The sequence below is a fragment of the Streptomyces sp. NPDC041814 genome, from assembly GCF_055590565.1.
Genome location: NZ_JBVJAM010000003.1, coordinates 182,588 through 202,339, shown reverse-complemented (window position 1 = coordinate 202,339; position 19,752 = coordinate 182,588). Strand labels below are relative to the sequence as shown.

The following is a 19,752-nucleotide window of genomic DNA, read 5'->3' as shown; positions in this document are numbered from 1 at the left end:
GAAAGGGAGCCGACCGTGATCGTCACACTGATCGTGGCCTGCGAGATCGCCTTCTGGGTGCTGCTGGCCGCCGGGCTGGCGCTGCGCTACGGGGCGCGCAAGCCGCGCCTGGGCGCCGCGGTGCTGCTGTGCGAGCCGGTGCTGGAGCTCGTCCTGCTCGCGGTGACCGCCGTGGACCTGAAGAACGGCGCCGAGCCGGACTGGAAGCACGGGCTCGCCGCGGTGTACATCGGCTTCACGGTCGGCCTCGGGCACTCCACCATCCAGTGGGCCGACGCCCGCGTCGCCCACCGGTTCGCCGGGGGCCCGCCGCCGGTGAAGCCGCCGAAGTACGGGAAGGCGCGGGCGGTGTACGAGTGGAGGACCGCCGCCCGCTGGACCGTGGCCGCCGCCACCGCGCTGGCCCTGCTCCAGGCGGCCGTCTGGTACGTGGGCGGTGACGGGGACGTGAGCTCGCTGCGGTCCTGGCAGCGGACGATGCTGCTGGTCATCGGGATCAACCTGGTGATCGCGGCGAGCTACACGCTGTTCCCGAAGCGGGCGCCGGACCCGGATGCCTAGCGCTCGCCGCCCGGCACCCACAGGACGTCGCCGACCTCCTTGTTCGCGACCCGGGCCAGGATGAACAGCAGGTCCGAGAGGCGGTTGAGGTAGGTCGCCGTCAGCGCGTTCATCACCTCGCCGTGCACCTCCATCGCGGCCCAGGTGGACCGCTCGGCGCGCCGGACCACCGTGCACGCCTGGTGGAGCAGCGCGGCGCCCGGCGTACCGCCCGGAAGGATGAAGCTGCGGAGCTTCTCCACCTGCTCCAGGTAGTGGTCGCAGTCGGCCTCCAGCTTGTCGACGTACGACTGCTCCACCCGCAGCGGCGGGTACTTCGGGTCCTCGACCACCGGTGTGGAGAGGTCCGCGCCCACGTCGAACAGGTCGTTCTGCACGCGGACGAGGACCTTCACGACGTCCTCGTCCAGCCGCCCGAGGGCGATCGCGGTGCCGATGACCGCGTTGGCCTCGTTGGCGTCGGCGTACGCGGAGATCCGCAGATCGGTCTTGGCGGTGCGGCTCATGTCGCCGAGGGTGGTGGTGCCGGTGTCGCCGGTACGGGTGTAGATGCGCGTCAGATTGACCATGCGGCCAGCCTAGTTAGGCCCCGGCCTTCCGGAAGACACGTGTGCCCACCGTCACGGCCAGCGCCGCGAAGCCGAGGGCGACCAGGACTCCGTACAGCATGTGGCCGGTGGCGTACGAGCCCACGTACGCGTCCCGGACCGCGTCCACCAGGTAGCGGAACGGCGTGAAGTGCGAGAGGACGTCGAGCCACTTCGGGCCGAGGGTCATCGGCAGCATCAGGCCGGACAGCAGCATGGCGGGCATGGTGAGCGAGTTGATGACGGGCCCGAACTCCTGCGGCGTCGAGACCCGCATCGCCAGCGCGTACGAGAGCGAGGCCAGCGAGACCGTCAGCAGGCCGACGAAGACGAAGCCGGTCAGCACCCCGGCCAGCGGCGCCCGCAGCCCCATCAGTACGGCGACGAGCACCAGCAGCACCGCCTGGAACATGAAGAGCAGCGCGTCCCGCAGCACCCGGCCCAGCAGCAGCGCCGCCCGGCTCACCGGGGTCACCCGCATGCGCTCGACCACCCCGGTCGACTTGTCGATGATCAGGCCGAACCCGGCGAACGAGGCGCCGAACAGGCCGAGCTGGAGCAGCAGCCCGGGCACCAGGATCTGCCAGGAGTCGGTGCCCCCGCCGAGCGGCAGTCCGGTGAGCAGCGGGCCGAAGAAGAGCAGGTAGAGCAGGGGCATCAGGATGCCGAAGAGGATCTGGAACTTGGAGCGCAGGGTCTGGCGGGCGTAGCGCCCGAAGATCAGCGCGGTGTCGTGCAGCAGCATGGGTGTCCCGAGGGGTGTCAGACCGTGAGGGGGGCGGTGTCGGCGGCGGGGGCGCGTCCGGTGACGGCCAGGAAGGCGTCCTGGAGCGTGGCGTCGGGCGAGCCCGCGTAACGGGTCTTCAGCGTGGCCGGGGAGCCCTCCGCCGCCACCAGGCCGCCGTCGATGACGACGAGCCGGTCGGCGAGCGCGTCCGCCTCGTCCAGGTAGTGCGTGGTGAGCACGACGGTGGTGCCGTGCGCGTCGCGCAGGCGGCGCACCAGGTCCCAGAGGTCGGCCCGGCTGCCCGGGTCGAGCCCGGTGGTCGGCTCGTCCAGGAAGAGCACGGCGGGGCGGTGGGTGAGCCCCATCGCGATGTCCAGGCGCCGGCGCTGGCCGCCGGAGAGAGTCGCGGTCCGCCGGTCGAGCAGGTCCGACAGGCCCAGTTCCCCGGCGAGTTCGGCGGCCCGGGCGACCGCCGCCGCCTTGCCGAGCCGGTACATCCGGCCCTGGGTGACCAGCTCCTCCCGCACGGTGGTGTGGGGGTCGACCCCGCCCGACTGGGCGACGTAACCGCACTGGGCGCGGACGCCCGCCGGGTCCGCGACGAGGTCGCGGCCGGCGACGGTGGCCGCGCCGCCGGTGGGGGCGAGCAGCGTGGTGAGCATGCGCAGGGTCGTGGTCTTGCCCGCGCCGTTGGGGCCGAGCAGGCCGACGATCTCGCCGGCCGCGACGGTGAGGTCGAGGCAGCGGACGGCCTCGACGGGGCCGGCCTTGCTCATGAAGGTCCGGGCCAGCCCGGACGTGCTGATGACGGTCATGGCTTCCACGAAAACAGAGTCACTGAAAAAATGCAATGACTCCAATTTTTAAGGGACCCCAGGCGATCTACGATGGACCCATGGCTGAGGGACTCAGGGAGCGCAAGAAGCGGCAGACCAGGCAGCACCTCTCGGACGTGGCCACCGGCCTCTTCCTGGAGCGGGGCTTCGACGCGGTGACGATCGCCGAGATCGCGCACGCCGCCGATGTCTCCGTCAACACCGTGTACAACTACTTCCCCGCCAAGGAGGACCTGTTCCTCGACCGGAGCATGGGCGTCGTGGAGCGCCTCTCGCGGTACGTCAGGGGCCGGGACAAGGGCGAGTCCGCGGCCGACGCCGTGCTGCGGGAGCTGCGCATCCAGGTCGAGGGCGTCTCGCCCACCGTCGGCCTGATGGACGGGTACGCCCGCTTCATGCGGGTCATCGAGGAGGCCGACAGCCTCAAGGCCCGCCTCTGGCACATCCAGCAGGAGGCCGCGCGGCACCTGGAGGCCACCCTCACGGAGGTGAGCGGTGCCGGGGCGGGGGACCGGACGCCGGTCCTGGTGGCCGGTCAGCTCTCCTGGGTCCACAGCACCCTCATGGCGTACATCGGGCAGGAGATGGTGGCCGGCGGCAAGCCCGCCGAGGTGTCCAGGCGCGCGCTCGTCCTGCTCGACGACATCGAGGACCTGCTGGGCGAAAAGGTGCTCAACTACGCCCGGCGCGCCGCCGAATGACGGCCCCCGGTGTGATGTCCGTCATTTGAGACGTGACGCGCATCTCTTCACCGCCCCAGCGCCCGCCCCGGGTACTAACCTCCGCCGGAGGGCATGGACCAGAACCAGCGACACATACAGAGGGGTGCCAACGTGGCCAGGAAGCTCGCCGTCATCGGAGCCGGACTCATGGGGTCCGGCATCGCGCAGGTCTCCGCCCAGGCCGGCTGGGACGTCGTGCTGCGCGACGTCACCGACGAGGCCCTGACCCGCGGCCGCGACGGCATCAAGGGCTCCCTCGACAAGTTCGTCGCCAAGGGCAAGCTGGACGCCGCCGACGCCGAGGCCGCGCTGGGCCGGATCACCACGACCACCGACCTGGACGCCGTCGCCGACGCGGACATCGTGGTCGAGGCCGTCTTCGAGAAGCTGGAGGTGAAGCACGAGATCTTCCGGTCGCTCGACAAGATCGTCCGGGACGACACCGTGCTGGCCTCCAACACCTCCGCCATCCCGATCACCAAGATCGCGGCCGTGACGGAGCGCCCGGAGCGCGTGGTCGGCGTGCACTTCTTCTCGCCGGTTCCGATGATGCAGCTCTGCGAGCTCGTACGCGGCTACAAGACCAGCGACGAAACCCTGGCCGCCGCGCGGGAGTTCGCCGAGTCCGTCGGCAAGACCTGCATCGTCGTCAACCGCGACGTGGCCGGCTTCGTCACCACCCGGCTGATCTCGGCGCTCGTGGTCGAGGCCGCCAAGCTGTACGAGTCGGGCGTCGCCACGGCCGAGGACATCGATGTCGCGTGCAAGCTCGGTTTCGGCCACGCGATGGGCCCGCTCGCGACCGCGGACCTCACCGGCGTCGACATCCTGCTGCACGCCACGAGCAACATCTACACCGAGTCGCAGGACGAGAAGTTCGCCGCCCCGGAGCTGATGCGCCGGATGGTCGATGCAGGTGACATCGGGCGCAAGAGCGGGCAGGGCTTTTACACCTACTGATCATTTTCGGTCCGGTCCGGCTGATCCGCTGTCAGCCGGACCGGGTGCCGTTCGGTACACGCCGTCCGGATCCACTGGATCCAGCAGCGTTCGCGACCCTTCCGTATCACTCCTCGGAGTGAATTCGGTATCGGTTCGCTTACAGACGGCAACTACCCTGTCGCTGCCGCAGTCAGTTGGGGCAGAGACAGTTTCGGACAGACGGACCGGGCCACGGAGCATTCCAGGGGAGCGCATATGCACATCAGGGGCGACCACGCCGAGCTGGTCGTCGGGGGCCGCCTCGACGTCCGAAGCGCGGCGGACGCCCGTACGGTCCTGCACTCGGCCCTGGACGACGGCGTCGGCGATCTGGTGCTCGACCTGACCGAGCTGGATTCGTGGGACGCCACCGGTCTCGGCGTCATCATGGGCGCACACCGCAGGGCCGGGCGCGCCGGACGGCGCCTCGTGCTGCGCGGCGTGCCTCCGCAGATGCAACGCCTCCTGGTGGCCACGAGACTGCACCGCATCCTCGCCATCGAGGGCGGGATCGCGGCGGAGTCCCTGCCCCGCGTCTGAGGCCGGTACGGGCACACCCCGTGCCCCCTCGGTGACCGTACGGCGAGAAGGCACACAATCCTCACGAGACCGTGATCTCGGGGCGGCGCGCCACCCCGGATGGTCATGGATACTGTGCGAAGGTTTAGGGTTCGGCCGTCTGCCGATTGACGGACCCGACCCGGCGGACACCGGACCGTGGGCGGCATCAGGACGTGCGAGGCCGGGAGGGACAACCGCGCTCGACGCGTCTTGGGGGCTTTGGCGATGGACCCGATACACCGGGGGCCGGAAGAGTTCGGCCACGACAGCAAGGACTTCGCCGAGGAGGCCGGCCGACGCCGCCCCTCCCGCGATCCACTGACCCCGGATTTCGGTCAGCAAACGCCGCAGCAGGTCCGCATGGTCACCCTCGTCGCCGGCGACCTGACGCTCACCGTCAACCCCGTCGACGGCAGCGAGGTCGAGCCGTGCCCTCCCGGTGAGCGGCCCGCGGCCCCCGTCCGCCGCACCCCCGCCGAGCGCGCCGACCGCGCCCGCGCCGCGACGCCCCCCGTCCCGCCCGGCCCGACCGCGCCCCGGCTCCCGCTGCTGCGGCGCGACGAGGAACGCGAACGGCTGACCCGCCTCCTCGCCCGCGGCCGCTCCGTCCGGCTCACCGGACCGGCCGGCTCCGGCCGCACCGCCCTGCTCGACGCCGTCGCCGCCGACTGCGCGGACTTCGCGCCCGACGGGGTCGTCCGCCTCAGTGGCCACAAGCGCACCGCCACCGATCTGCTGTACGCGCTCTTCGACGCCGTCCACGACGCCCCCCTGCACCGGCCGGACCGGCCGCTCCTGCTGGAGGCGCTGCGCACCACCGGGGCCGTCGTCGTCCTGGACGACCTGGAGCTCGGCGGCGCCGCCCTGGACGAACTCCTCGACGCGACCCCCGAGTGCGCCTTCCTGCTCGCCGCCACGCCCGAGGTCGCGGCGCCCGGCGCCGACGCCGCCCTCGAAGAGGTCTTCCTCACCGGCCTCGACCGCGCCACCTCCCTGGACCTGCTGAGCAGGGTGGTCGAACGGCAGCTCACCGAGGAGGAGGCCAACTGGGCCGGAGACCTCTGGTTCGAGTCCGAGGGCCTGCCCCTGCGCTTCGTCCAGGCCGGTGCGCTGCTGCGCCAGCGCGACCAGCTGCGGCCCGACGCCACCGCGTACGACGAGTACGGCTATCTGGAGAACCGGCCCGCCGACGCGCCGCCCGCGCCCGAGGCGGCCGGGGAGTCCGATGTGCCGCTGCCCAGCCTCGGCGAGGGTGCGGCGCCCGCGGCCCTGCTCGCCTCCCGGCTGAGCGAGGCCGCCCGCGACACGCTGCGGTTCGCGGTGGCCCTCGGCGGTGAGGTGCCGCACCAGGCCCATCTGCCCGCGCTCGTCGGGGACACCCACGCCGACGCCGCCCTCGGCGAGCTGGCCGGCTGCGGGCTGCTCTCCCCGTCCGGCTCCCGCTACCGGCTGGCCGCCGGGGTCCTGGCCCAGCTGGCGGCGGCCGGTTACGAGGACGACGCCGCCGACCGCGCCCGCACCGCCGCCCAGCACTACGCCTGGTGGACCGGGCACCCCTCCGTCACCCCCGAACGGGCGGCCGCCGAGGCCGACGCGATCATCGCCGCCCTGGGCCGGCTGGTGCCGGGGGAGGAGGCCGGAGGGACGAGCGCCGCCGTGCTCCTCGCCCGCAGCGCGGCGCCCGCCTTCGCGGCCGGGCTGCTCTGGGGCGCCTGGGAGCGGGCCCTCCGGATCGGCCAGGAGGCCGGACGGCTCGCCGGGGAGGTCGCGGAAGAGGCGTACTTCCACCACGAGTTGGGCGTCCTCGCGCTCTGCACCGGTCACCCCGACCGGGCCAGGGCCGAGCTGGAGACCGCGATCAGCATGCGCGGGGCGCTCGCCGACAAGAGCGGCGCGGTGGCCGGGCGGCGGGCGCTCGCCCTGGTCGAGGACCGGGCCGCGGGGCCGGCGGCGGGAGGCGACGGGGCGTTCGAGGCGTCGCCGCCGCTGGGGGTACCGGCCGTCGTGCCGGTCTCGATGACGAGTGCGTTCGCCGACACCGCCGTGGTGCCCCGGCAGGAGCCGATGACGGTGGCCGTGCCGACGCCTGCCGCGGGGGGCGGCAAGGGTGCGTCGCGGGGCGGGCCGCTGGCCCTGATCGGCGGGGCCCGGCGCAATCTGGTCGCCGCCGGGGCGGGCGTGCTGCTGGCCGGGGTGCTCGGCACGGTGGTGACGCTCGGGCTGACGTCGAGCAGCGACCCGCAGGGCGGGGCCGGTACGTCGACCGAGCAGGAGGTGCCGGACGACGACAGCATCTACGACGAGGAAGTGGAGACCGGGCAGCCGGCGGACGGGCCGTCCACGGACGGGTCGCCGTCCGGGTCCCCGTCCTCGTCGGCCTCGGTGACGCCGTCCGCGACGGGGAGCGGGTCGGCGCCTACGGTGTCGCCTTCGGCGTCGTCCTCGGCGCCGGACACGCCGTCGTCCCCCGGGTCGCCGTCGTCGCCCCGGGCGACGGAGTCGTCGCCGAAGCCGACGTCTTCGTCGCCGACGCCCACGAAGTCGGCGTCCGCGCCCACGCCGACGGAGACGCCCACGGAGACGGAGTCTCCGACGGAGGACCCGGAAGAGCCGCCCACGAAGCCGGAGACGCCTGAGCAGGCGAGTGGGTCCACGAGTGCGGCGAGCGGTAGCCCTTCGGGAGAGTAGTCCGAGAGTGCGCCGGCCCTCGGCCCCAGGGTTCCGTCCTCAATCGCCGGACGGGCTTGAGAGGGCCGACGGGCCCGAAGCCCGTAGAAGTGGCACCGCCGCTCAGAACAGGCGCAGCTTGTCGTCCTCGATGCCCCGCATCGCGTCGTAGTCCAGGACCACGCAGCCGATGCCGCGGTCCGTGGCCAGGACGCGGGCCTGCGGCTTGATCTCCTGGGCGGCGAAGATGCCCTTCACCGGGGCCAGGTGCGGGTCGCGGTTGAGGAGTTCCAGATAGCGGGTCAGCTGCTCGACGCCGTCGATGTCGCCGCGCCGCTTCAGTTCGACGGCCACCGTCTGCCCGTCCGCGTCGCGGCACAGGATGTCGACCGGGCCGATGGCCGTGAAGTACTCGCGGCGGATCAGCGTGTAGCCCTCGCCCAGGGTCTCGATGCGGTCCGCGAGCAGTTCCTGGAGGTGCGCCTCGACGCCGTCCTTGATCAGCCCCGGGTCGACGCCCAGTTCATGGCTTGAGTCGTGGAGGATTTCCTCCATCGTGATGATCAGTTTTTCGCCCGCCTTGTTCACCACGGTCCAGACGCCCTCGGTGTCGCCGCTGCCCTCTTTCAGGGTGCAGGGCGGCGACATCCAGTTGAGCGGTTTGTACGCCCTGTCGTCGGCGTGAATCGACACGCTCCCGTCCGCCTTCACCAGGATGAGGCGGGGAGCGGAGGGCAGGTGGGCCGTGAGCCGGCCGGCGTAGTCCACGGAGCAGCGGGCGATGACGAGACGCATGGTCGGCAACGCTACTCGACGTCGGGGGGCCGGCGCGATTCACCCATCCGTCACTCCCGTCCCTTCCGGAGTTGTCGCTTTCTGTCTTGCCCCTCTTTGAACCCCTTCGTTATTGGCCGGTTGTGTTCCCAATCTCCTGGTGCGGCCCGGACTGCGCCCTTACCGTGGAAGCGGGAGGTCGCCGTGCGTGCACGCTGCGTCGTCGTCGGCCTTCTTCCCTGCCCGTAAGGCTTCGGTAATCCGCCGGGGCCGCGAGAGGAGAACCCATGTCGCTCGACGTCTCACCGGCTCTGTTGGAACAGGCCGAGCGAGGCGAGGTCGACGAAGCCGACTTCGTCGACTGCGTCCGGACCTCCCTGCCCTACGCATGGGAGATGATCAGCTCGTTGGTGGCTCAGCTGAAGGTCGACGGCGGGGAGTTCGCCGACAACCAGACGCCGCCGCCCAACGAGCAGGCACGTGGTCAGCTGCTGCGCGCGCTCGCGAGTGATGCGATACGCGGAGCGCTGCAGCGGCACTTCGGGGTGCGTCTCGCATTCCAGAACTGCCACCGCGTCGCGGTGTTCCCGCTGGACGCCTCGGTCGACGACCGACTGGCCAAGTTCACCTCGGTGAGGGGCCAGTTGCTCAACCAGTCGCCCGAACTACGGGACTGCTGAACGCTTCCGTCGCCGTTCCGGGCCGCGGGAGGTGCAACTGGTCCGGGGCGGCGGCTCCGTCAGCACACCGCCGTACACCCTTCCGTCCGTGTGCGGGGGTCATTCGAGGAGTGGCCGTACCTCCGTGCCCAGCCGCGCTACGTTCTCCTCCGTGGCGACGAGATCTCCGGAACCCTCCACCAGGAGCGCGAAGCGGGTGATGCCCGTGCGCTCGGCGGTCACCGCGAGGCGCTCGGCCGCCAGCTCCGGCGTGCCCACCGGATGAAGGCCGCACAGCAGCTCCGCGTACCCCACGGGGTCCCGCATCACGCGGTGCCGGCCGTCGACGGTGACATGCGCGCCGAGCCCCTGGCGCAGCCAGCCCGGCATCGCCTTCACCAGCGTCTCGACGGCGTCCTCGGTGCGGTCGGCGATCTGGGCCACCCCGGCCGAGACATGCCCCGCCCCGCGCACCTTCTCCGGCGCATGGCCGGCCGCCAGCGCGCGGGACCGCCAGAGCGCCACCATCTCCGCCTTCTCCTCGTCCCCGCAGTGCATGCCGAGCAGCATCGGCAGACCCCGGTCGGCGGCGAGCTCCACGGTCTTCCGCGAGGTGCACGCGACGATCACCTCGGGCCCGGCCCCCTCCGCCCCGTCCGCGCCGATCAGTTCGTCGGCCCGGGGGACGACCGCGACCTCGCGGAAGGCGTACCGCTCGCCCCGGCCGGCCACGCGCGGCTCGCGCAGCCAGTCGAGCAGGAGCCCCAGCGACTCCGGGAACCCCTTCTCGTACGCCTCCAGGCCACCGCCGAACACCTCCAGATCCACCCATGGACCGCCCCGGCCCACCCCGAGGCTGAACCGGCCGCCGCTGGTCAGGTGGAGCAGCGCGGCCTGCTCGCCGAGCGCCACCGGATGCTGCGTGGGCAGCACGCTCACCGCCGTACCGACGCGGATGCGGCGGGTCCGGCCGAGCAGCTGCGCGGCCAGGGTGACGGCGGACGGGCAGACCCCGTACGGCACGAAGTGATGTTCGGCCAGCCAGACCGAGTCGAGCCCGGACTCCTCGGCTACCTCGGCGGACCGGATGGCGCGGTGCAGCGCTTCCCCCGGTCCCTGGCCCGGAAACTGGGCCGCCAGTACGAACGTTCCGACACGCATCGCCAATTGCCTCCTTATGGCCGACGCGGCTCTCCCCTACTGGCAACAACGTCTGACACGTGCCAAAGGCACGGTCCGGCGCGGAGTTGTTGCGATTTTCCGGTAACCCGTCGCGCCGCGAAGCCGGAGAGTCGGGTGCCCCGCCCGAATGGCCCTACGCTGGACGAGTCCCTACCAGCTCGTTCCGTGAGGTGAAACGTGTCCCCGCGCCGCAACCGCCCCCGAGGCGGCGAGAGCCGCAACGACAGTGCGAGCGATGCGGGCGACCGGTACGGCGGGGGCGGGCGTACGGAGGAGTGGCAGGGCGAGGAGTGGTCGGTGCGCCCGGTCAGCGGCGCGAGCGCGGCCGGCAAGCGCTACCGCTGCCCCGGCTGCGACCAGGAGATCCCGTCCGGCGTCCCGCATCTGGTGGCCTGGTCCGAGTACGGGGGCGTCGACGACCGCAGGCACTGGCACAAGGCCTGCTGGAACGCGAAGGACCGCCGCACCACGAAGGTGCAGCGGTCCAGGAACGCGCCCCGCTACTGAGGCGGCACGGCCTCAGACGTCGCGCTGGTTCATCGAGAGGTACGCCCCGCCCATGGCGACCGCCGTCACGCCGAGGATGATCCACAGCGGATCCCAGCCGGACGGGCCGGACGTCGTGACCGAGTTGTCGTAGAAGACGCTCAGCTGGTTCGGGACCGAGTACTCCAGCAGCGTGTCCCGGAGCCCTTCCAGCGAGCTCGCGAACATGAAGAGCGCCAGCACGAGCGGGAGCAGCACCACGCCGATCATGATCGTGATCGCGCCGGCCGAGTGCCGGATCAGCGCGCCGACCGCGAGCGCCAGCAGGCCCAGCGTCGCCACGTAGAGCCCGACGCCGACCGTCGCGCGCAGCCACTCCTCGCCGCTCGGGGACGACGCGTCCAGCATGGACGACTGGATCAGGGCGACCACCGACGTCATCACCGTGGTGAGGACGAAGGTGAGCAGGAAGAAGACGAGCGCCTTGGCGCCGAGCACCCGGCCCCGGCTCGGGCAGGCCGTCAGCGTCGTACGGATCATGCCGGTGCCGTACTCCGAGGCGATCGTCATCACCCCGAGCGTGATCACGCAGAGCGTGCCGAGCAGCACCCCGAAGAAGCCGAGGCTCAGGACCGGGGTCCCGTTCATGCTGGAGTCGGACGCGGAGACCGCGACGGCCGTGAGGATCCCGATGACCAGCAGCAGCGCGGTCATGACGCCGAGCGTCCACATGGTGGAGCGGACGGACCGGATCTTGGTCCACTCCGAGGCGATCGCGTCCCCCAGCGTCGCGGGACGCAGCGGGATCGGCGAGGTGTAGAACCCTTGCTGCTGCTGGTACCCCTGCTGCGGCGCGGGCTGCTGGTACGGCGCCTGCGGCGCCGGCGGCGTGGTCATCGGGGGTCCTCGCTGGTCTCGCGCTTGGTCAGGTCTGCGGGGGCGGGGGCCTCGGCGGGCGCCGCCGGGGCGGGGGCGGTGGGGGCCGGAGGCGCGGGCGCCTGGGCCGGTGCGCCGGCCGCGTACGGGTTCTGTCCGGGCGGCGGCGGGGCGTACCAGCCCTGCTGCGGCACGTCCGGCGCGGGCTGCTGCTGCGGCGGCGGCGCGTAGCCCGGCTGCTGCCCGTAGCCGGGGTGCGGCGGCTGCTGCTGGAGGTGGGCCCGCTGGTCCGCCGTCGAGCGGTAGTCCACGGCTCCCTGCGTCATCCGCATGTACGCCTCCTCCAGCGACGCCTGGTGCGGCGAGAGCTCCCACAGCCGGACGTCCGACTCGTGGGCCAGGTCGCTGATGCGGGGGAGCGCCAGGCCGGTGACCCGCAGCGCGCCGTCCGGCTCCGACAGGACCCGGCCGCCCGCCTCGGTCAGCGTGGCGGTCAGCTTCTCGCGCTGCTCCGGCGTCTCGTCCGGGACGCGGACCCGGGCGAAGTCGGCCGAGTTGGCCGAGATGAAGTCCTTGACGCTCATGTCGGCCATCAGCTGGCCGCGCCCGATCACGATCAGGTGGTCGGCGGTGAGGGCCATCTCGCTCATCAGGTGCGAGGAGACGAAGACCGTGCGGCCCTCGGACGCCAGCATCTTCATCAGGTTCCGGACCCAGAGGATGCCCTCCGGGTCGAGGCCGTTGACCGGCTCGTCGAACAGCAGCACCTGCGGGTCGCCGAGGAGCGCCGCCGCGATGCCGAGGCGCTGCCCCATGCCCAGCGAGAAGCCCTTGGAGCGCTTACGGGCCACGTCCTGGAGGCCGACGACGCCCAGCACCTCGTCCACCCGCGCCTCCGGGATGCCGGCCAGCTGGGCGAGCGAGAGCAGGTGGTTGCGGGCGCTGCGCCCGCCGTGCACCGCCTTCGCGTCGAGCAGGGCGCCCACCTGGCGGGGCGCGTTCGGCAGGCTGCGGAACTCGTGGCCGCCGATGGTGACGCGGCCTGACGTCGGCCTGTCCAGGCCGAGGATCATGCGCATGGTGGTCGACTTGCCGGACCCGTTGGGACCGAGGAACCCGGTGACGGCCCCCGGCCGCACCTGGAAGGAAAGGTTGTACACGGCCGTCTTCGCGCCATAGCGCTTGGTCAGGCCGACTGCCTCGATCATGCTCCAGCCCCATCGACTTATCTGTCGTCGGGGCACACGCCGTCCGGCCGTACGCCCCCGTAAGAGTTAGGAGGATATCCGCGCCTTGACGGTTCCGGCCAAGTCGTACAGGGGCGAGTCCCGCGCCGCCCGGCTCAGGCGTCGCGCTTCTTGAGTACGAGGAAGCCGCCGAGCACCGCGGCCGCCACCCAGCCCACCATGATCAGCAGCCCGGCCCACGGCCCGTACGGCGCCGGATCACTGTTCATCGCGTCCGGCACCACCTGCATGATCTTGGAGCCCGCCTGGTCCGGGAAGTACTGAGCGACCTTCTTGGCGCCCGGCACCGCCGACAGGATCTGCGAGACCAGGAAGAAGAACGGCATCAGGATGCCCAGCGACAGCATGGAGCTGCGCAGCATCGCCGCCACCCCCATCGAGAACAGCGCGATCAGGCCCATGTAGAGCCCGCCGCCGACGACCGCGCGCAGCACGTTGTCCGCGCCGATGTCCGTACCGTGGTCGCCCAGCAGCGCCTGGCCGAGGAAGAACGTGACGAAGCTGGTGACCAGGCCCACCACCAGCGCGAGGACCCCGGCCACCAGCATCTTGCTGAACAGGAAGGTCGCCCGCTGCGGTACGGCGGCCAGCGAGGTGCGGATCATGCCGGAGCTGTACTCCGTGCCGACGACGAGCACCCCGAACACCACCATCGCCAGCTGACCGAGGATCATCCCGGAGAAGCTGATGAACGTCGGGTCGAAGGTGATCCGCTCCTCCGGCTTGAGGTCGTCGAACTGCGCGTTCATCACCGCGCACAGGGCCGCGCCCATCGCCACGGTGACCAGGAACGCCGAGATCAGCGTCCAGGTGGTGGAGGAGACCGTGCGGATCTTGGTCCATTCGGAGGTCAGGACCGCGGGGACCGAAGCCATCGTCACGCCCCCTCTCCGCCGCCGGGCCGCTGTACCCAGCCCTCGCCCCACTGCGGGCCCTCGGGCGGTGGCGCGCCGCCGCCCGGCTCCGAGTGCGCGTGGTATTCGACCGCGCCCGCCGTCATCTGCATGAACGCCTCCTCCAGCGACGCCCGCTGGGCGCTCAGCTCGTGCAGCGTGATGCCGTGCCGGGCGGCCAGCTCGCCCAGGTCCTCGGTGGTGGCGTCGTCCACCTCCAGCGTGCCGCCGTCCGCCTCGACGGCGACGACGCCCTCCTGGTGCAGCACGTCCCGCAGCCGCTCCGGCTGCGGGGAGCGCAGCCGGACGTAACTGCGCGAGTTCTCCTGGATGAAGTCGGCCATCGACGTATCGGCGAGCAGCCTGCCCTGGCCGATCACGATCAGGTGATCGGCGGTCAGCGCCATCTCGCTCATCAGGTGCGAGGAGACGAAGATCGTCCGGCCCTGCGAGGCGAGGGTCTTCATCAGGTTCCGGATCCAGTGGATGCCCTCGGGGTCGAGACCGTTCACCGGCTCGTCGAACATCAGGATCCGGGGATCGCCGAGCAGCGCCGAGGCGATGCCCAGGCGCTGGCCCATGCCGAGCGAGAAACCCTTCGACTTCTTCCTCGCCACCGCGGTCAGGCCGACGGTCTCCAGCACCTCCGCCACCCGCTGTTCGGGAATGCGGTTGCTCTGCGCCAGGCAGAGCAGATTGTTGTACGCGCTGCGCCCGCCGTGCATCGCCTTGGCGTCCAGGAGCGCCCCGATGTACTTCAGCGGCTCGGAGAGTTCGCGGTAGTGCTTGCCGTCGATCCGCACGGAACCGCTGGTCGGGTTGTCGAGATCGAGCATCATCCGCATCGTGGTGGACTTGCCCGCCCCGTTGGGTCCCAGAAAACCCGTCACCATTCCCGGTTTGATCACGCACGACAACTGGTCGACGGCGACCTTGTTCCCGTACCTCTTCGTGAGGCCATCGAGCTCGATCATGCGTTCACGCTAGAACGGCCGCGTGCCCGGCGCCACCACAAGGGCGGGGCCGGGCACGCGGGCGAGCCGTGCGGGTGTTGCTTCCCGTGATCAGCGGGTCTGCTGGGCCGGGACGCCGCGCGAGGCGGGCTCCTCCTCGGCGGGGGTGCCGGCGGCGGCCACCGCGGCACCGGTCAGCGTCGCCAGCATCTCGCGGACGTTGGTCAGCTGCGCGTTGATCGAGTCGCGGCGGTTGGTGAGGGCCGCGAGCTCGCGCTCCGACTCGCTGCGGATGCGGTCGGCCTTCGCGTTGGCGTCCGCCACGATGTCCTCGGACTGGCGCTGTGCGGTCTCCACCGTCTGACGGGCCCGGCGCTCGGCGTCCGTGCGCAGCTTCTCGGCCTCCAGACGAAGCTGCTCGGCGCGGTGCTCGATCTCGGCGAGGCGCTTCTCGGCCTTGGCCTGGCGGGACGCGAGGTCGCGCTCCGACTGGTCGCGGCGCTTGGCGAGGTTGGTCTCGAAGTCCGCGGCGGCCTGGGCGGCCTTGGCGCGGGTCTCCTCGAAGAGGGCGTCGGCCTCCTCGCGCTTCTGCGCCGCGTCCTTCTGCGCGTCCGAGCGCAGCGCGGTGGCCTCACCCTTGGCCTTGTCGACGATGCGGACGCCGTCGTCCTCGGCCTTGGCCTTGCGCTCGGCGGCGAAGGTCTCGGCGTCGTTGCGCACCTGCTGGGCGGCGGACTCGGCGAGCTCGCGGTGCTGCTCGGCGGCGCGACGGGCCTCCTCGCGCAGGTCCTTCGCCTCCTCCTCGGCCAGGCGGAGGATCTTCTCCACACGCGCGCCGAGCCCCGCGTACGACGGCTCCGCGTCGTTCACCTGGGCCTGGGCGTTCTGCGTTTCGAGGTGCAGTTCCTCGATGCGCTTTTCCAGCGATGTGATGCGGGACAGGGCACTATCACGGTCGGCGACGAGCTTGGTAATGCGGTCATCCACCTGACCGCGGTCGTAACCACGCCGCACGAGTTCGAAGCCGAAGGGGGAGGAAGGGTCACTCATGGGGTTCCTGTCGAAGTGAGACCGGTGAGGTGATAGAGGGAATCCTAGGGGCCGAAACGGCGTGTCATCGAGCAGATGCCGGTTTGATCTGGAGAATGACACCCCTTTTGAGTGGCTGACCCGCGTAACTCTTGCCACTCGGACGAATGACGGTCCATGGGCAACCACGGACGACGGCCCGTCGGCTACCCATCGGACTGCTTGCCACTCGATCGAGTGCCCGCCGCGGCCCCGGCCTTGACGCCACCGGCCGGTGCGGAGCCCCCGCCCTTACCGCCCGCCGCCGGGGTCTCGAAAGACTCCAACGCCTCCAGCACGTCCTGGACACGGGAGATCTCCGTGTTGATGTCCTCGCGCCGGCGCACCAGGACCTCCAGCTCGTGCCGGCCCTCGTCCACCATCCGCTTGGCCTCCGCCTCGGCGTCCGCCCGCAGCTTCTCGGCCTCGCGCACCAGGCTGGCCTTCTTCTGCTCGGCCTCCTTCAGCAGCGACTCCGCCCGCTTCACGGCGGCGATCCTGACCTTGCTCGCCTCCGAGTTGGCGTCGGCCAGCAGCTCCTTGGACTTCGCCGCGGCCTCCTCGCGCTGCTCGGTGGCGGCCTTGATCAGCTTGTCGACCCGCTCGCCGACCGTCTTGACCTGCTCGGCCGTCTCGCGGCGCGCCCGGTCGTGCAGCTCCTGGACCTCGGTCTCCGCCCGGGTCTTCAGCTCCTCGGCCCGCTCCCGGATCTGTGTCGCGTCCCGGCGCGCGCCGACCAGCAGCTCGTCCGCGTCCGTCCGGGCCCGCTCCACCAGCGAGTTGCCCTCGACCGTCGCCTCCGAGGTGATCCGCACGGCCTCCTTGCGCGCCGCGCCGACCATCGCGTCCGCCTGCTCCTCGGCCTCCGTGGCGGCGCGCAGCGCCTCCTCCTGGGCCTTGGCGATGAGCTGGTCCGCCTGCGCCGCCGCGTCCGCCCGGCGCTTCGACGCCGCCTCGCGCGCCTCGTCCAGGAGCCGGTCCGCCTCCTGGCGCGCCTCGGCCCGCATCTGCTCGGCCGCCGCCTCCGCGTCCGCCCGCAGCCGCTCCGACTCCTCCCGGGTGCGCGCCGCGTGCTCCTGCGCGGAGCCCACCGTGGCCGAAGCCTCCGCGCGCATCCGCTCCGCGTCGCCCGCCGCCTCGTCCACGGTCCGGGCCGCCTGGCGCTCCGCGTCCGTGCGCAGCCGCTCGGCCTCCGCGGACGCCTCGGACACGAGCAGGTCGGCCTGGGCCGCCGCCTCGGTCCGCATCCGGTTGGCGTCCTCGCGGGCCTCCGCCCGGCTGCGCGCCGCGTCCTGCTCGGCGGACGCCAACGCGTCCGACGCCTCGGTGCGCATCCGCTGGCTGTACTCGGCGGTGTCCGCCCGCAGCCGCTCGGACTCCGCGATCGCGTCGGAGACCGTACGCTCCGCCATCGCCTTCGCGGCGTCCGTCTCCTCCCTGGCCACCTGGCGGATGCGCGCGGCGTCCTCGCCCGCCCGCTCCCGCTCGGCGTGCGCGTCGGCCCGCAGCCGGTCGGCCTCCTCCTGGGCCTCCGACTTCGTCCGCTCCGCGACATGCTCCGCCGTCGAGCGCAGCCCGGCGATCTCCGCCTCGGCCTGCTCCTGGAGCCCGCTGACCGAGTCGCGCACCTGCTGGGCGGTCTGCTCGGCCGTCGCGACCAGCTCGGCCGCCCGGGTCTCCGCCTCGCCGGTCAGGCGCTGCGCCTCGGCCTGCGCCTCCTCGACCCGCTTGCGCGCCGAGGCCAGCAGCTCCTCGCTCTGCTCCCGGGCGCGCTCGCGCTCCTGGTTCGCCTCCGAGCGGGCCGCGTCCAGCGTCTCCTCGGCCGCGCGCCGGCGCCGGTTCGCCTCCTCCTGCGCGGCGGCCAGCGCCTCCGCGGCCTCCGTGCCGACCCGCTCCGCCGCCGCCGCGGCCTCCGACCGCATCCGGTCGGCGCTCTCCTGCGCCTCGGTCCGCAGCCGCTCCGCCTCGGTGGCGGCCTCGGTGCGCAGCCGTACGGCGACGGCCTCGCCCTCCGCACGCGACTGCGAGGCGTCCGCGGCGGCCTCGTCGCGCAGCCGCTGGGCCTCGGCCTCCGCCTGCTCCTGGAGCGCCCGCAGCCGCTCGGCGGACTCCGCCCGCAGCCGCTCGGACTCCTCACCGGCCTCGCGACGGATGCGCTCCGCCTCCGTACGCGCCTCGCCGAGCACCTGCTCGGCCGCGGTGAGCCGGGTCCCGGCCTCGTCCTTGAGCCGGGTCAGCTCGTCGGCGGCCTCCGCCTGCCGGGCCGCGACGGCGAGCTCGGTCTCCTCGCGCAGGGCGGCCGCCGCCTCCTCGGCAGCGGTCCTCGCCGCCCCGGCCTGCTCCTCGGCCTCCGTGCGCAGCTGCTCGGCCTCGGCGCGGGCCCGGTCGAGCGCCTCCTCCGCCTGCTTGCGCAGCACGGCGGCCCGCTCTGTCGCCTCGGTCCGTACGCGCTCGCCCTCGGCGGTCGCCGTACCGCGCAGCTCCTCCGCGTCGGCCTTGGCCTTCGAGAGAAGCTCCTCGGCGGTCTTCGCGCCCTCCTCGATCTGCTGAAGGGCCTCGCGGCGGGCCTCGCCCCGGATGCGCTCGCCCTCCGCGACCGCCTCGGCCCGCAGCTGCTCGGCCTCACCGCGCAGCCGGCGCGCCTCCTCCTGGAGCTCGACCGTCTTGGCGCGGTATTCCTTGGTGTCGTCCTTGGCCGCGCCCTTGAGCTGGTCGGCCTGTTCGGCCGCCTCGCCGCGCAGCCGGTCCGCCTCCGCCTCGGCCTCGCGGCGGATGCGCTCGGCCTCCTCGGCCGCGGCCCTGGTGGCCGCCTTCGCGTCCTCGGACGCCTTGGTCAGGATCTCCTCGGCGGACCGGGCGGCCTTCGCGAGCTGGGCCGCCGCGTCCTCGGCGGCGGCGGTGCGCGCGGCCTCGGCGGCCTCCGAGCGCAGCCGCTCGGCCTCGGCGCGGGCGTCCGCGAGCGTCTGCTCCGCCTCCGCCTTGAGGGTCTCGGACTCCTTGGTCGCCTCGCCGACCAGCCGGGCGATCTCGGTCTTGGCGGTCCGGGTGCGCTGCTCGTTCTGCGACTCGGCGGACGCCAGCCGCTTGACCGCGGCCTCCTTGGCCTCCGCGAGGAGCTTCTCGGCCTCCAGCCGGGCCTCGCGCAGCCCGGTCTCGGCCTCCTGCATGCGCTGCTCGGCGGCCCGGTTCAGCTCGGTCGTCCGCTGACGGGTCTGCTCGGTCTCCGCGGTCGTCGTCTGCCGCAGCTGCTCCGCGTGGCTGGTGGCCTCCTGCGCCTGGCCGGCCGCGGCGCTCAGCATCCGCTCCGCGTCCTTGCGCGCCCGCATCAGGATCGACTCCGCCTCGGCCCGGGCGGACTCCGCCTCGGAACCGACGCGCTGCCGGGTCTCCTCGGTCAGCCGGGCGGCCTCGGCCCGGGCGGCGGCGAGCGCCTGCTCGGCCTCGGCCCGGGACTCCTCCATCAGGCGGCGGGCCTGCGACTCCGTCCGGGCCCGCAGCTGCTCGGCCCAGGCGACGTTCTCGTTGACGTGGGACTCGACGGTCTGGCGGCGCTCCGCCAGCTCCTGGTCGAGCTGCTGGCGGCGCTGCACCGCCTCGTTGTGCAGCTCGGCCTGGAGGCGGGCCTGGTGCTCGGCGTGCTCCTGGAGGATGCGCTGGGTCTGCGCGCGGGCGTCGCGCAGCTCGCGCTCGGCGTCGCTGCGCAGCTGCTCGGCCTGGACCTGGGCGTTCCGGAGCAGCTGCTCCGCCTGGTAGCCGATGTCCGCGCTGTCGTAGGCGGGACGCATCGCCAGACTGCGCCGTGCCTCGTGCAGCTTGGCGCGCAAGACCTCGACCTGGTAGCCGAGGTCCTCGGCGTGCTGGACGGCCTTCTCCCGGTCGGTCCTGAGCCGGTCCATCTCGGCCTCGAACCGCGAGAGATGGTCGTCTTCAGCTCGGTGGCTCTCCTGGCGTTCGTAGCCCCGCACTGCGCGG

18 protein-coding genes are annotated in these 19,752 nt (G+C 72.4%); 7 read left to right on the top strand and 11 right to left on the bottom strand.

What is annotated here, in order from left to right; all coding sequences use genetic code 11:
• The first annotated feature begins 15 nt into the window (after window positions 1–15).
• The gene (locus ACZ6C6_RS10565) at window positions 16–561 is read left to right on the top strand and encodes a hypothetical protein (RefSeq protein ID WP_469201223.1); all 546 of its coding nucleotides are present in this window, start codon (window positions 16–18) and stop codon (window positions 559–561) included.
• Here ACZ6C6_RS10565 and ACZ6C6_RS10560 read toward each other — a convergent pair.
• From ACZ6C6_RS10560 to ACZ6C6_RS10550, 3 genes are read right to left on the bottom strand one after another with little or no spacing between them, the layout of a single operon-like run.
• A complete protein-coding gene (locus tag ACZ6C6_RS10560) occupies window positions 558–1,130 on the bottom strand; it encodes a cob(I)yrinic acid a,c-diamide adenosyltransferase (RefSeq protein WP_469201221.1) in 573 nt (190 codons plus the stop codon). The two genes, ACZ6C6_RS10565 and ACZ6C6_RS10560, sit on opposite strands and share 4 nt — an antisense overlap.
• A gap of 13 nt (window positions 1,131–1,143) precedes the next feature.
• Window positions 1,144–1,893: an ABC transporter permease gene (locus ACZ6C6_RS10555; RefSeq protein ID WP_469201219.1), complete on the bottom strand. Its 750-nt coding sequence runs from the start codon at window positions 1,891–1,893 to the stop codon at window positions 1,144–1,146.
• Window positions 1,894–1,910: 17 nt separating this feature from the next.
• Window positions 1,911–2,690 (bottom strand): ABC transporter ATP-binding protein, encoded by a 780-nt coding sequence (locus tag ACZ6C6_RS10550; protein ID WP_469201217.1) that lies wholly within the window; start codon window positions 2,688–2,690, stop codon window positions 1,911–1,913.
• Between the two features lie 80 nt (window positions 2,691–2,770).
• On the opposite strand from ACZ6C6_RS10550, the gene ACZ6C6_RS10545 reads away from it, so the two are divergent.
• The 4 genes from ACZ6C6_RS10545 to ACZ6C6_RS10530 all read left to right on the top strand — a co-directional run bounded on the left by ACZ6C6_RS10545 (window position 2,771) and on the right by ACZ6C6_RS10530 (window position 7,663).
• Complete coding sequence (locus tag ACZ6C6_RS10545; protein ID WP_469201215.1) at window positions 2,771–3,412, top strand: TetR/AcrR family transcriptional regulator; 642 nt, start codon at window positions 2,771–2,773, stop codon at window positions 3,410–3,412.
• A gap of 132 nt (window positions 3,413–3,544) precedes the next feature.
• Complete coding sequence (locus ACZ6C6_RS10540; RefSeq protein WP_469201213.1) at window positions 3,545–4,393, top strand: 3-hydroxyacyl-CoA dehydrogenase family protein; 849 nt, start codon at window positions 3,545–3,547, stop codon at window positions 4,391–4,393.
• A gap of 237 nt (window positions 4,394–4,630) precedes the next feature.
• On the top strand, window positions 4,631–4,954 hold the full coding sequence (locus ACZ6C6_RS10535) for an STAS domain-containing protein (RefSeq protein WP_018102617.1): 324 nt from the start codon (window positions 4,631–4,633) through the stop codon (window positions 4,952–4,954).
• A 246-nt stretch (window positions 4,955–5,200) separates the two neighbouring features.
• Complete coding sequence (locus tag ACZ6C6_RS10530; protein ID WP_469201210.1) at window positions 5,201–7,663, top strand: P-loop NTPase family protein; 2,463 nt, start codon at window positions 5,201–5,203, stop codon at window positions 7,661–7,663.
• A 102-nt stretch (window positions 7,664–7,765) separates the two neighbouring features.
• On the opposite strand, the gene nucS is transcribed toward ACZ6C6_RS10530, so the two are convergent.
• Window positions 7,766–8,437 (bottom strand): endonuclease NucS, encoded by a 672-nt coding sequence (gene nucS / locus ACZ6C6_RS10525; protein WP_018550058.1) that lies wholly within the window; start codon window positions 8,435–8,437, stop codon window positions 7,766–7,768.
• A gap of 266 nt (window positions 8,438–8,703) precedes the next feature.
• Between nucS and ACZ6C6_RS10520 the strand changes: the two genes are divergently transcribed.
• Complete coding sequence (locus ACZ6C6_RS10520) at window positions 8,704–9,096, top strand: SCO5389 family protein (protein WP_018102614.1); 393 nt, start codon at window positions 8,704–8,706, stop codon at window positions 9,094–9,096.
• Window positions 9,097–9,195: 99 nt separating this feature from the next.
• Here the strand turns inward: ACZ6C6_RS10520 and ACZ6C6_RS10515 are convergent, their stop codons facing one another.
• Window positions 9,196–10,236 (bottom strand): LLM class flavin-dependent oxidoreductase, encoded by a 1,041-nt coding sequence (locus ACZ6C6_RS10515; protein ID WP_365680615.1) that lies wholly within the window; start codon window positions 10,234–10,236, stop codon window positions 9,196–9,198.
• Window positions 10,237–10,434: 198 nt separating this feature from the next.
• Between ACZ6C6_RS10515 and ACZ6C6_RS10510 the strand changes: the two genes are divergently transcribed.
• The gene (locus ACZ6C6_RS10510) at window positions 10,435–10,764 is read left to right on the top strand and encodes an ATP/GTP-binding protein (RefSeq protein ID WP_469201208.1); all 330 of its coding nucleotides are present in this window, start codon (window positions 10,435–10,437) and stop codon (window positions 10,762–10,764) included.
• Between the two features lie 12 nt (window positions 10,765–10,776).
• On the opposite strand, the gene ACZ6C6_RS10505 is transcribed toward ACZ6C6_RS10510, so the two are convergent.
• The 6 genes from ACZ6C6_RS10505 to scy all read right to left on the bottom strand — a co-directional run bounded on the left by ACZ6C6_RS10505 (window position 10,777) and on the right by scy (window position 19,745).
• Window positions 10,777–11,640 carry an ABC transporter permease gene (locus tag ACZ6C6_RS10505; RefSeq protein WP_469201206.1) on the bottom strand — a complete coding sequence of 288 codons (864 nt, stop codon included), beginning with the start codon at window positions 11,638–11,640 and terminating at the stop codon, window positions 10,777–10,779.
• On the bottom strand, window positions 11,637–12,827 hold the full coding sequence (locus ACZ6C6_RS10500; RefSeq protein ID WP_469201204.1) for an ABC transporter ATP-binding protein: 1,191 nt from the start codon (window positions 12,825–12,827) through the stop codon (window positions 11,637–11,639). The genes ACZ6C6_RS10505 and ACZ6C6_RS10500 overlap by 4 nt, the downstream gene beginning before the upstream one ends.
• 134 nt (window positions 12,828–12,961) lie before the next feature.
• Entirely contained in the window at window positions 12,962–13,741 is a 780-nt protein-coding gene (locus tag ACZ6C6_RS10495; protein WP_469201202.1) for an ABC transporter permease, read from the bottom strand.
• A 2-nt stretch (window positions 13,742–13,743) separates the two neighbouring features.
• Entirely contained in the window at window positions 13,744–14,733 is a 990-nt protein-coding gene (locus tag ACZ6C6_RS10490) for an ATP-binding cassette domain-containing protein (RefSeq protein ID WP_469201200.1), read from the bottom strand.
• 90 nt (window positions 14,734–14,823) lie between these two features.
• Entirely contained in the window at window positions 14,824–15,762 is a 939-nt protein-coding gene (locus ACZ6C6_RS10485) for a cellulose-binding protein (protein WP_469201198.1), read from the bottom strand.
• 185 nt (window positions 15,763–15,947) lie between these two features.
• Entirely contained in the window at window positions 15,948–19,745 is a 3,798-nt protein-coding gene (scy, locus tag ACZ6C6_RS10480) for a polarized growth protein Scy (RefSeq protein ID WP_469201196.1), read from the bottom strand.
• Window positions 19,746–19,752: the final 7 nt, after the last annotated feature.